Origin of the sequence: Celeribacter neptunius (assembly GCF_900113955.1) — a bacterium.
GTDB lineage: Bacteria > Pseudomonadota > Alphaproteobacteria > Rhodobacterales > Rhodobacteraceae > Celeribacter > Celeribacter neptunius.
Genome location: NZ_FORH01000001.1, coordinates 868,284 through 880,846, shown reverse-complemented (window position 1 = coordinate 880,846; position 12,563 = coordinate 868,284). Strand labels below are relative to the sequence as shown.

9 protein-coding genes and 1 pseudogene are annotated in these 12,563 nt (G+C 62.0%); 5 read left to right on the top strand and 5 right to left on the bottom strand.

What is annotated here, in order from left to right; genetic code table 11:
• The first annotated feature begins 49 nt into the window (after nt 1-49).
• Entirely contained in the window at nt 50-898 is an 849-nt protein-coding gene (locus BM151_RS04330) for a nitrilase-related carbon-nitrogen hydrolase (RefSeq protein ID WP_177213019.1), read from the top strand.
• A 3-nt stretch (nt 899-901) separates the two neighbouring features.
• Complete coding sequence (locus BM151_RS04325; protein WP_090057942.1) at nt 902-2,236, top strand: MmgE/PrpD family protein; 1,335 nt, start codon at nt 902-904, stop codon at nt 2,234-2,236.
• Nucleotides 2,237-2,285: 49 nt separating this feature from the next.
• On the opposite strand, the gene BM151_RS04320 is transcribed toward BM151_RS04325, so the two are convergent.
• On the bottom strand, nt 2,286-3,632 hold the full coding sequence (locus tag BM151_RS04320) for an NAD(P)/FAD-dependent oxidoreductase (protein ID WP_090057940.1): 1,347 nt from the start codon (nt 3,630-3,632) through the stop codon (nt 2,286-2,288).
• Between the two features lie 346 nt (nt 3,633-3,978).
• Between BM151_RS04320 and BM151_RS04315 the strand changes: the two genes are divergently transcribed.
• The 3 genes from BM151_RS04315 to BM151_RS04305 all read left to right on the top strand — a co-directional run bounded on the left by BM151_RS04315 (nt 3,979) and on the right by BM151_RS04305 (nt 7,472).
• Nucleotides 3,979-5,214 carry an aromatic ring-hydroxylating oxygenase subunit alpha gene (locus tag BM151_RS04315; RefSeq protein ID WP_090057937.1) on the top strand — a complete coding sequence of 412 codons (1,236 nt, stop codon included), beginning with the start codon at nt 3,979-3,981 and terminating at the stop codon, nt 5,212-5,214.
• Nucleotides 5,215-5,217: 3 nt separating this feature from the next.
• The gene (locus BM151_RS04310) at nt 5,218-6,294 is read left to right on the top strand and encodes a flavin reductase family protein (RefSeq protein ID WP_090057935.1); all 1,077 of its coding nucleotides are present in this window, start codon (nt 5,218-5,220) and stop codon (nt 6,292-6,294) included.
• A 161-nt stretch (nt 6,295-6,455) separates the two neighbouring features.
• Nucleotides 6,456-7,472, top strand: a complete 1,017-nt coding sequence (locus BM151_RS04305) for a GlxA family transcriptional regulator (RefSeq protein WP_177213018.1) — start codon at nt 6,456-6,458, stop codon at nt 7,470-7,472.
• Nucleotides 7,473-7,600: 128 nt separating this feature from the next.
• Here BM151_RS04305 and BM151_RS04300 read toward each other — a convergent pair.
• The 4 genes and pseudogenes from BM151_RS04300 to BM151_RS04285 form a co-directional block, all read right to left on the bottom strand.
• Nucleotides 7,601-8,446 (bottom strand): annotated as a pseudogene (locus tag BM151_RS04300) (ABC transporter permease); the annotation flags it as partial.
• A gap of 5 nt (nt 8,447-8,451) precedes the next feature.
• Nucleotides 8,452-9,726 (bottom strand): ABC transporter permease, encoded by a 1,275-nt coding sequence (locus BM151_RS04295; RefSeq protein ID WP_090057928.1) that lies wholly within the window; start codon nt 9,724-9,726, stop codon nt 8,452-8,454.
• A gap of 156 nt (nt 9,727-9,882) precedes the next feature.
• Nucleotides 9,883-10,980, bottom strand: a complete 1,098-nt coding sequence (locus BM151_RS04290; RefSeq protein ID WP_090057926.1) for an extracellular solute-binding protein — start codon at nt 10,978-10,980, stop codon at nt 9,883-9,885.
• An 86-nt stretch (nt 10,981-11,066) separates the two neighbouring features.
• Entirely contained in the window at nt 11,067-12,170 is a 1,104-nt protein-coding gene (locus BM151_RS04285) for an ABC transporter ATP-binding protein (protein ID WP_090059189.1), read from the bottom strand.
• Between the last annotated feature and the right edge of the window lie 393 nt (nt 12,171-12,563).

Below are 12,563 nucleotides of genomic sequence, written 5' to 3'. Positions count from 1 at the left end.
TCCCCTCCTGCCCGGACCGGGGAGCGGCTCTTTCTTGATGGACCCAACGATGCATCACCGCGATATCCTGCGCTGCGCCTGCGCGCAGATCGAACATACCCCCCATAGTCCCGACACGCTGTTCCACAAGCATGTGGAGTTCCTCGAACAGGCCCATGATGGGCAGATGGATCTGGTGGTCTTCCCCGAGACCTCGCTGACCGGCTATCCGCCGGGCGGCGACGCGGTGCGCAAGATGGCGATCTGGGCCGATGATGCGAAACTCACCGCATTGGCGCAGAAATGCCGCCACAGCTACGGTGTCGTCGGGTTTGTCGAACACGGGCGCGGCGGCAATTTCTACAATTCCATCGCCTGGCTGCACAAGGGTGAGGTGCTCAAGGTCTATCGCAAGATCAACCTGCCGACCTATGGCCGTCTCGACGAGGGAAAATATTTCACCGCCGGCAAGCGCAGCATGACGCTCGACATCGACCGGCACTGGATTTGCGGCGGCATGATCTGTGCCGACAGCTGGGACCCCGGTCAGCTCTACCTCTCCGCCATGCGCAAGAGCACGGTGCTGGCGCTGCCCATCGCCTCGACCAAAGAGGGCGTTGGCGGCGGGTTTTCCAATGAACACGGTTGGGACATTGTCGGGCGCTATACCGCGATGATCTACGGCTTGCCGATCCTGATGTGCAACTGGACCGGACCACATCTCGACATGACTTTCTGGGGCGGCTCTTCGATCTTTGGCCCCGACGGCACACGCTACGCCCATGCGGGTGCGGGCGAAGAGCTGCTGACCGCCGAGATCGCCTATGCCGATGTGATCCACGCGCGCCAGACCATGCCGACGGTGCGCACCCTGATGCCGCAGCTCATGCTGCGCGAATTGCCCGGCCTGATGGAGTGACACATGCCTGCCAGCGCCTCTCTTCGTGACTTTCTGCAAGAGCTGCGCTGGCAGGACCTGCCGGCCCCGGTCCAGTCGCGGGTCAGGCTTCTGTTGCTCGACCTGCTGGGTACGGCGCTGGCCGGCACCGGGACCGAGCTGCACGGTGCGGTTCTACGCTACGCCTCGCGCAATCTTTCCGGCGGAAAGTCACGCGCCTTGTTCTCCGGAACAGCTCTGTCTCCCGAGGGCGCCGCCCTCGTCGGCGGCTTGACCATCGACTCGGTGGATGCCCATGACGGTCACAGGCTGACCAAGGGCCATGTCGGCTGCGGGCTTCTGCCGGCGCTGCTGGCCGCCAAGGATGACCGAGAGACCGCACTCACCGGAGAGGAATTCCTGACACTCCTGACGGCGGGCTATGAAATCGGCACGCGCGCCGGGATTGCGCTGCATGCCTCGGCTCCCGATTATCACACCAGCGGCGCCTGGATCGCCGTCTGCGCCGCTGCGCTTGCCGCCCATCTGATGGAGCTGTCGCCGGAAGCCTTTGCCCATGCGCTTGGCATCGCCGAATACCATGGCCCGCGCAGCCAGATGATGCGGGTGATCGACCATCCGACCATGCTCAAGGACGGCTCCGGCTGGGGCGCGATGGCGGGCGTCTCGGCGGCGGCACTGGCGGCCGAAGGCTTCACCGGCGCGCCCGCGATCACCGTTATGGCCCCCGATCTGGCGGGGATCTGGGCGACGCTCGGGACGGACTGGGACGTGTTGAACCAATATGTCAAAGGCTTCCCGGTCTGCCGCTGGGCGCAACCCGCGGTGCAGGCCGCGCTCGATCTCACACAGGATCAACCGTTGAAGGCCGAAGAGATCGCCGCGGTCGAGGTCGAGACATTTCACGAGGCCACGCGCCTGTTCCAAGGCGTGCCCGCAAGCACCGAAGAGGCGCAATATGCCATCGGGTTTCCGGTGGCGGCGGCGCTGTTGCGCGGCCGCGTCGGCGTGGCGGAAATCTCTGCCCCGGCCTTTCAGGATGCCGATCTTTGTGCCCTCACGGCCTGCCTCTCGTTCACCGAGAGCGACGCGTTCAATGCCCGCTTCCCGGCGGAACGTTGGGCCCGGCTGAAGGTCACGCTCAGAACCGGTGAAGTACGGCACACGCCCGCAACACAGGCCAAGGGCGACCCGGAGACGCCCTATACCGAGGCCGAAATGATCGCGAAATTCTACGATCTTGCCGGGGATACCGCCTCGCGGGAGCGGCTCGACGCGATCCACGATGCCGTGATGGGGTTGGATGAAACCGAGGCGTCGCTCCGAACCTTGCAATCCCGGATCTTTCCGATCCCCTGAACGCAAAAGAGAGGCCCGAAGGCCTCCCTCATTCGCTTTGTTCCCACACTCAGCTCCAAGGATAGGGGCTGTGCGACACCGGGTGCAGCTTGCCGGTTGCGTAGCGGCTGAAGCGGAACGGTTCCAACAATGCGGATTTGCCGCCGGTGATCTCTTCGGCCACCAGTTCGCCGACGCCGATCATCTTGTAGCCGTGGTTGCTGTCGGCGATGATGTAGCAATTCTCGCGGAACACATCGAAGACCGGGAAACTGTCCGGGGTGAAACAGCCGATGCCGCCCGAGGGCTCCTTGTGAAACTTCGGCATGGTGCCGGAGAAACGCTCGTTGCAAAACGCCAGGGCCGAGACCCACATATGGGCAAACTCCGGCGAGGCGATGAATTCCGGCGAGGACGGGCCATAGGGATCGATCGCCACCTCGTTCACCGGTGTCTCGACCTTGTAGGGCATGGCGCCGCCCTGGATGCCGCCGAAATTGAAGTCGGGCTTGTAATAGATGCCCCACATCTCATCGGTGATCAGCGATCCATCGACATCGGAATAGAGCGGCGCATCGGTGTCGACATGGACCACCGGCGGCAGGTTGCCATCGTTGGTCTTGAAGCTTTCCGGATCGACGCGCAGCACGCCCTCTTCGAGCTGCCAGAATTTCCACATCGGGATATCGTCATGCATCTCGCCATCGGCCCCCTTGATCGAAATGGTCTCCGGCAGCTCCGCCATCGACCAGAAATCCCGAACCCAGGGCCCGGCGCCGATCACCAGATAGTCACAGGCAATCTCGCCCTTGTCGGTCTCGACCCCGGTGACGGCGGAAGAGGCGCCATTGGCGAATTTCAACCCGGTGACGGTGACGCCGGTGAGAATGCGCACGCCCTCTTCCTCGGCCATTTTCGCCAGGGCATAGATCGCCGCCGCGTTATGGGCATAGCCGCCCTTTTTCTCGTGCAGCACCGAGGTGATGCCCTTGGCGCGCCAGTCCGAGAAGATGTCTTTCATATAGGCGTCGCAGGCCTCGGCCCCCTCGATGAAGCTACTCTCGTAACCGATCGCCTGTTGCTGCTCATAGATCGTGGCAACGTCTTCATGCATGCTCTCGGCAGAGATCTGCATATAGCCCACCGGGTTGTATTGGAACGCCTTCTGGTTCGCCTCCCAATGACCGACCGAATGCGCCATCAGCTCGCGCATGGCGGGCTGGAAATAGTTGTTGCGCACCACGCCACAGGCGATGCCCGACGCCCCGGCGGCAATGCCGGTCTTGTCGATCACGAGGATGTCCTCGCCCGTGCCTTTGCCGGTGGCCTTGAGGCGGCGGGCGAGATGCAGGGCGGTCGAGAGCCCGTGAATCCCGGCGCCGATGATGAGATAGGGTGCGCTTTGCGGAAATGCCATTTTCTTTCTCCGAAGTCTTAGCAAGCCGACTGGATGTCGTTGTCCCGATACTGCCGTGCGCCCGCCCCGCCCCACGCCGGAAATCCGACATTTATTTTCGATTGCCCGTCAGCTTGGTGACGCTGTTTCGATACGGATTTTGCCCCGTAACAAACGGAATTTTGGTCAGGGTTTCGCCAAACCTGTCGCGATTTTGAAAACATCCGGCGGCGGATCTGGCGAGACTGCAGAAAAACAAACCACAGTCTTTCGCAGCACAGCTTTTAAAGACCCGAGATCAAGACAGCCGGAGGTTCTCATGCCATCCCAGATGCCATCCAACAGGCCTGCCCAGCCGCAGACGCACATGCTTTCCGACACCACGCGCGCGGCCCTTGCCGAGAGCCGGCCGGGACATGCCCTGCCGCGCGCCTTCTACACCGATCAGGCGGTGTTCGAGGACGATATGAATGCGGTGTTCTACCGCGAATGGCTGTTCGTCGGTCCGGAATGCGAGCTGCCCGAACCCGGCGATTACGTCACGCTTCAGGTGCACGAGGCCCCGGTCATCGTTCTGCGGGATAATGACGGCCAGCTGCGCGCCTTTCACAATTCCTGCCGCCACCGCGGGTCCACACTTTGTCAGAAAGAGCGTGGCAATGCCGCCCGGCTGGTCTGTCCCTATCACCAATGGACCTACGATCTCACCGGCAAGCTGATCGTCACCCGCTTCATGGGCGGTGATTTCGATCCGAAGGATTTCCCGCTCAAACCGGTGCATGTGACCTCGATCGAGGGGCTGGTCTATATCTGCCTGGCAGAAACCCCGCCGGATATCGAGAATTTCCGCGCCGCGATCACGCCCTATATCGCCCCGCATGAGCCGAGAAAGACCAAGATTGTCGCAGAATCAACCATTGTCGAAGAGGCCAATTGGAAGCTGGTGATCGAGAACAACCGCGAATGCTATCATTGCGCCGGCGCCCATCCCGAGCTTCTGGTCTCGCTGGTGGAAATGGCATTGCCGAATGATCAGCGCTTTGCCGATGAATTCCGCATCATGGAGCAGAAAGCCCGCGAGTGGGACGCGCTGAACCTGCCGCATGCGCCGGTCGATGGCGGGGTCGAATTCCGCTGTATCCGTCTGCCGTTCCGCGAAGGCGCCTATTCCATGACCATGGATGGTCAGCCGGCCTCGAAAAAGCTTTTGGGCGAGCTGACAGAACCTGATCTCGGCTCCGTCCGGGCCTTCCGCGTGCCGAACAACTGGCACCATTTCCTCTCGGAAATGATCATCCATTTCCGCATCCTGCCGCTGGGTCCGAACCGCACCGAAGTGCGCACGGTCTGGATGGTGCATGAGGACGCGATCGAGGGCTGGGATTACGATGTGGACCGGCTTTCCGAGGTCTGGGTCGCCACCAATGCCCAGGACAAGGAGCTGGCCGAGAACAACCAGAAAGGCGTCACCTCGCCCTCTTACACGCCCGGTCCCTATTCGGAGATTTCCGAATTCATGCTGATCAATTTCACCGAATGGTATCGCGATTGCCTGAGCCGCTATGAGGCCGGCGACACCGAGAGCCGCACGGCGGCGGAGTGAGCGATGACTGCGTTGAACCCCCACGCCTTCCCGAAACGCGCCGTGCCCGTGCCGGCGATCCAGGAGATCGCTCTCGAGGTGATCGAGATCCGGCGCGAGACCGCCGATATCGTGAGCTTCACCTTCGGCACGGATGGCGATTTTCGCCACCTGCCGGGTCAGGCCGTGGCACTGAACCTGCCGATGCAGGACGGGGTCGCGACGCGGATGTTCACCATCGCCAGCGCCGGGCTCACCCCCGGCAGTTTCACCGTGACGATGAAGGCCGCCGCCTCGGGCCATGCCACGCAATGGGCGCATGCGGCGCTCACCCCCGGCACCCGGCTCTCGGCACGTGGCCCTTTCGGGCATTTCTCGCTGGCCTTTCACCCGGGCGAGCCGCTGTTGCTGATCGGTGGCGGCAGCGGTTTTACCCCGATGATGTCGATGCTGCGCTGGCTGCACGGGCGTGGCGAGCACGTCGACGTCGTGGTGGCGCAATTTGCCCATGCGTCTGAGGATCTGCTGTTTGCAGACGAGCTGACGCAGATCGATCGCGAGATGCCGCATCTGCACCGCGTCGACTGTGTGAGCACCGTACCGGAGGGCAGCGCCTGGAGCGGTTATCGCGGGCGGGTCAGCCGGGCCTTGTTGCGGAGCATGGTGCCGGATCTGGCACGGCGTCGGGTGTTCTGTTGCGGTCCCGAAGGTTTCATGGCCGAGGTCGGCAAGATCCATCGCGCCGAGGGCGGCGATCCCGCGCGGTTTCTCACCGAGAGCTTCGGCCCGACGAAAGCCCCCGCCCCCGCGGAGCCGACCGAGCCGGTCGCGCCCGGCACAGGCCACAAGATCAGCTATCGCGGCAAAAGCTTTGACGCTATCGCAGGTCAGCCCCTGACCGCAGTCGCCGCCCGCGCCGGGCTGCGCATCCCGACCGGCTGTGGCGAGGGCCAATGCGGCACATGTCGTCTGCGCCTCACCGAAGGTCAGGTGGAGATGCACCATCAGGGCGGGCTGTCCGCGCGCGATGAGGCGGCCGGCTATATCCTCGCCTGTTGTTCGACGGCGAAAAGCGATCTGAGCCTGGAAGATCCGGCCTGAGCCCATGTGGCCCATGTGGCCCATGTGACCGACAGGGCCGACAGGGCCGACCGGGGGAACCGGGGGCAACCGGGCGGCCCGGTCGGAAACAGGCTTTCGCTTCGCTGTCCCGGCTTGCTATGATGGGCCGGTTCCCCAAGTCCAGCCAAGGACCCCGCCTCGTGAGCGACACCGCCAGATCTCACCCCCAACGCACACGCGACGATCAGGCTCCGATCCTGTTCGAATTTGTGCTTTTGGACGCGTTCTCCATGCTCTCGGTGATCTCCGCCATCGAGCCCCTGCGCGTGGCCAATCGCATTCTGGGCTATGGCTATTACGCCTGGAAGATCACCTCTGAGAGCGGTGCGCCGGTCAGGGCCTCGAACGGCATCGTGGTGGAAAGCGAGGGACGCGTCGGCGAGGGCCGCCTGCCGGATTATACCTTTGCCTGTGCCGGGCTCAGCCTGATTGCCGAGAACCAGAGCCGTCTCAACGCCTTTCTCAGCCGCCGCCAGGCCGCCGGCGTCACCCTGGGGGCGATTTCCATGGGCACGATCTTTCTCGCCCGCGCCGGGCTTTTGAAAGACGTGCGTTGCACCATTCACTGGGAAGGTCAGCCGGCCTTTGTCGAGGAATTCCCCGATATCGATCTCAGCACCGCGATTTTCGAGATCGACCGCGGCATCATGACCTGTGCCGGCGGGCTGTCGTCTTTCGACATGTTTCTCGAGATCATCGGGCGGGATCATTCCGAACGGATGGTCCGGGCCATTGCCAACCAATTGCAAACCGACCGGGTGCGCACCAGCATCTCGCCGCAAAACACCGGCGCAAGCCGGGTTCTCGACACCGCCCCGAAACAGGTGCGCAAGGCGATCGAGCTGATCAACAGCGGGCTGGAACATCCGCTCTCGCCCAATGAGCTGGCCTCGGCCGTGGGCACCAGCCGGCGCACGCTCGAGCGCTTGTTCCTGAAATACACCGGGCTGACACCGTCGAAATACAGCAAGGCACAGCGGCTCGAACGGGCCCGCGATCTCTTGCTTCACAGCAGCATGACCATCCTCGATGTCGCCATCGCCACCGGGTTCCGCTCCGGCTCCTATTTCTCGAGCTGCTTTTCGGAGTTCTTCGGCACCTCGCCCTCGCAGCTCCGGCAGTTCACGCTGGAGACACCGGCGCCAAAGGACAGGTGAGCCGGAGCACCACGGTCCTTTCAGTCGCAGAGCATACCGTCAGGCATGAAAAAAGGCAGGAGCGCCAAACGCCCCTGCCCGGTTTTCGGTGCGATCCGATTTTCGGTCCTCACCCCTGGCTGTCGCGCTCAGGCGATGCCGCGCAGCTTCTCGGACCGGCGCCGCAGCAGTTCGACCGTGGTCAGCAGCGCAATCGAGATGGCGACGAGGATGGTGGCGACCGCGAGGATCGTCGGGCTGATCTGTTCGCGCAGCCCGATGAACATCTGCCATGGCAGCGTCTTCTGGCCGGCTGAGCCGACGAAGAGCACCACGATCACCTCATCAAATGAGGTGATGAAGGCAAACAGCGCCCCGGAGATCACCCCCGGCAGAATGAGCGGCATCTGCACCCGGAAGAATGTCGTGACCGGGTTGGCGCCCATATTGGCGGCGGCACGGGTCAGCGACTGGTCGAAACCGACGAGCGTCGCGGTCACTGTGATGATGACAAAGGGAATGCCAAGCGCGGCATGGGCCAGAACCACACCGATATAAGTCCCCTGCAAACCGATCCGGCTGTAGAAGAAATACATGCCGGCAGCGGAGATGATCAGCGGCACGATCATCGGCGAGATCAGGATCGCCATGATCGCCCGGCGGAACGGCACATGCGGCTGGCTCAGCCCGATCGCGGCCAGCGTGCCGAAGCTCACCGACAGGACGGTCGCCATCGGTGCGATCTTCAGCGAGTTCACCATCGCATGTTGCCAGTCGCTGTTGGAAAAGAAATCGCGATAGTGCTTGAGCGAATACCCTTCCGGGTCGAGACGCAGCATCTCCGGGGTGAAGGTGAAGAAGTCCTGGGCGTTGAAGCTCAGAGGGATCACCACGAGGATCGGCGCGATCAGGAAGAAGAAGATCAACCCGGTAATGACGCGGAACCCGTAGTACCAGGCTTTTTCACCGGTGGTGGCGTAAGAAGGAAGGCTCATGTCTGTTACCCCAGCTTCACGTTGTCGATGCCGACGATCTTGTCATAGGCGTAGTAGAAAATCAGAACCACGGCGAGAAGGATGCCGCCGAGCGCCGCCGCCAGACCCCAGTTGAGCGAGATCGAGATATGGAAGGCGATACGGTTCGAGATGAAGGTCCCGGAGGTGCCCCCGACCAAGGCCGGCGTGATGTAATAGCCGATGGCGAGGATGAAGACGAGGATCGAGCCCGCGCCGATGCCCGGCACCGATTGCGGGAAATAGACCCGCCAGAACGCCGTCCAGTTGGTTGCGCCAAGGCTCTTGGCCGCGCGCAGATAGGTCGGCTGGATCGACTGCATGACCGAGTACATCGGCAGGATCATGAAGGGCAGAAGGATATGGGTCATGGCGATGATCGTGCCAAGCTGGTTGTTGATCATCACAAGTCGGTTGTCATCGGCCACAAGTCCGATCCACACGAGGATATCGTTGATCACGCCCTGTTGTTGCAGCAGGATTTTCCAGGCCGAGGTGCGCACCAGAAGCGAGGTCCAGAACGGCAGCAGGACGAGGATCATCAACAGGTTCGAGGTCTTCATCGGCAGGTTGGCCAGGAGCCAGGCCACCGGATAGCCGAGAACGATACAGCTGGCGGTGATGACGAAGGACATGAACAGGGTGCGGCCAAACAGCGTCAGGTAGATCCTCTCGCTTTCCGGGCGCACTTCCACGCCGTCGGCGCCGAGCTTCATGTCCACGGAATTGAGATAATAGCCGGCGGTGATTTTCGGCGCATAGGTCTTGATCGTCTGCCAGACTTCCGGGTCGGCCCAATCCTCATCGACATCGACGAATTGTTCCTTGAACGGCCCGTCGGTCTCGAGATCCCACTTCTTGACCTGACGCCCGGATTTGCGGAACAGCGAGGCCATGCCCGGGTTCTCATAGTTGAGACGCGTGCCGAGCTTGGTATGGATCTTTTGCTCCGCGGCGATCTGGAGATCGGCGGCAAGTGCTGCGAACACCGCCTCGTCGGGCGCCTCTCCGGAATCCGCATCCCAGCTTTCCAGCGCGACGACGGTTTTCGGCAGGGTTTCGGAGACGATCTGGTTCTCGACCGAGCGATAGAGCATATCGGCAACCGGGAGAATGAAGGTCACGAGAATGAAGATCAGCAAAGGCGCGATCAGCATCAACGCCCGCAGTTTCTGCACGCGAAGCGCACGCGCGAGAGAGCGTTTGAGAGGGGTTCCGTCAGCGGCGAGAACTTCCCCGGGTTCTTCGATGGGCGCGCTCATGCAACTTCCTTTGCTTTGGATATGCGTTCGATCTCTGCGGCGGGAAACGCCGCGATCTTGCAGACTGAATAGGAATACGATCCTCGCTCGCGGTCACCGGGGACCGCGCGGATCAAAGGAAAGGGGCGACCGTTTCGCCGCCCCTCTCGCAAGGGTTTATTTCACAAGCCAGGCCTGGAATTTCGCTTCGGCGTCGTCCTGGTTGTCAGCCCACCAATCGAGGTTGTTGACCAGGTAACGCTTGGCGTTTTCCGGGTTGGTCGGCATATGCGGCGCCATTTCGATGCCGAGCTCGGCGTGCTTGCCGACGAGCGGCTGCGACGAGGCGCGGGCCGGACCGTAGGAGATATAGGCGGCCTGATCGGCGAGACGCTGGGTGTCGGTGGCGAATTTCACGAACTCAAGCGCTGCGGCTTCACGCTCGGCCGGCAGGTTCGCCGGGATGATCCAGCCGTCGAAATCGAACACCTGGTAGTCCCAGAGCATGGCGACCGGTTGGTGCTGCTCTTCGATCACCGAGAACAGACGACCGTTGTAGGTGGAGCCGATCACAACCTCGCCATCGGCGAGAAGCTGCGGGGTTTCGGCGCCGGCGGACCACCAGACGGTTTCGTCCTTGATGGTGTCGAGCTTCGCCAGAGCGCGCTCGATGCCGCCATCGGATTCCAGCACGTCGTAAAGATCGTCTTTCTCGACGCCGTCACAGAGCAGCGCCCATTCGAGGTTCTTCTTCGGCGATTTCTGCAGGGCGCGTTTGCCCGGGAAGGTGTCGAGATCGAACACGGCGCAGAGATCGGACGGGGTGTTGCCGCCCCAGGCTTCGACATCGGTGCGGTAGCCGAAGGTGGTGGAGAACACGATCTGCGGGATGAAACATTCGCTGATCAGCGAGTCGCCGAAGTCGGCGGTGGCAGTGGAACCGTCATCGCCCGGCGCCAGCTGGGCGTCGACGTCGATTTCCATCGCCAGACCTTCGTCGCACAGACGCACGGCGTCCGGGCCCTCGACGTCGACCACGTCCCAGGTCACGTTGCCGGCTTCGTCCATGGCGCGCAGTTTGGCGGTGGCGTCATTGGAGCTCTCGTCCCAGATGATGCTGACATCCGGGTGCATCTCCATATAGGGGTCTGCATAGGCTTTCTGCTGGCTGGTCTGGTAGGCACCGCCCCAGGATACGACGGTCATATCGGCGGCAATCGCCGGGGTGCTCAGAGCAGTGGCCGCAAGCAGCGCTGCAAGTGTCTTATGAGTCAAGTCTCTTCTCCATGTTGAGTTTTTTTATGGATTTTACCCGGCTCAGGGCCGAGATTTCGGTGTTCTCTGGCGTCATCGGCGCCGTATTACAGCGCGTCCAGCGCCCGGCAATCGGACGGCATCCAGCCGATCTTGATATGCTCGCCGGGTTTCAGGCGAACCTGATCCGGGGCGTTGCGGCTCTTCATGATGAAATCATCTCGTCCGGCAACCCGCAAGCGGGTACGGAACACATCGCCCATATAGATGAACTCGAGCACTTCGGCCTTGAGCGTATGGGCATCGGGATGCAGGCGGTCCGGGTTGGCCTCGACCCGCTCCGGACGGATCGACACGCGGGTGCGCTGACCGACCGATGTGACATTGACTGGCTTGCAGTCGATCAGCTCGCCATCGTCCAGTTCGACGAGGGCCTTCTCGCCGCTCAGCTCCTTCACCACGCCTTCGAGCGTGTTGTTTTCGCCGATGAATTGCGCCACGAAGCTGTTCTCCGGCTCTTCATAGAGCGAGGCCGGCGGGGCGAGCTGTTGAATGCGGCCGTCGTTGAACACGGCGACCCGGTCGGACATGGTGAGCGCTTCGGTCTGGTCATGGGTGACATAGACCGTGGTGATGCCCAGCTGATGCGCCAGATTGGTGATCTCGAATTGCATGTGCTCGCGCAGCTGCTTGTCGAGCGCGCCCAGGGGTTCGTCCATCAACACGAGCTCGGGTTCGAACACCAGAGCACGGGCGAGTGCGATCCGCTGTTGCTGACCCCCGGAAAGCTGCGCCGGGCGACGGCCGCCGAATTGTCCCATCTGCACCATGTCGAGAGCGCGTTTGACCTTTTCCTCACGCTCGGATTTGCCCATTTTGCGGACTTCCAGGGGAAAGGCGAGGTTCTCGGCAATGGTCATATGCGGGAACAGGGCGTAGTTCTGGAACACCATGCCGATGCCGCGCTTGTAGGGCGGGATGTTGTTGATCGGCATGCCATCGAGGAGGATTTCCCCGTGGGTGGCGGTTTCGAACCCCGCCAGCATCATCAGGCAGGTGGTCTTGCCGGAGCCCGACGGCCCGAGCATGGTGAGAAACTCGCCCCTGCCGATCGAGAGGTTGAGATCTTTCACGACGAGCGTTTTACCGTCGTAGCTCTTCTGCACGCGTTCGAACTCGACGAACGCATTTGCTTTCCTATGTTTCCCCACGGTCACCCCTGTATGCGCGCCGGTGCGCTTGTTTGACAGCCATTGCGAGCATGTTTAACGCCGGCTCCGCTGCTCGCTTCAATTGCCGTCAGGTTAGCCGGTGTTTTTTCAAAATAAAGTGTTTTTTCAAAAATTTTCATACAGGCGTTAAATATATTGAAAATTCTTGCGTCGCGCGGGGATTCGGCGCAAAAATTGGGCATCCTGAAAAAACGCACCCTTCCTGTGCAAGGATAGACAGGTGATTTCCGGGCTGAAAGCCGATCCAGACCGTACCGGAGAGGACGGGATCGCGCCGCCAGGACCAGCCCCGCGCGCGGGTTATGCGCGCAGCGAATCCCTGCCCCGGCCAAGCCCTGCCCCATGACATTGCGGCGGGTGCCGCGACAGGGG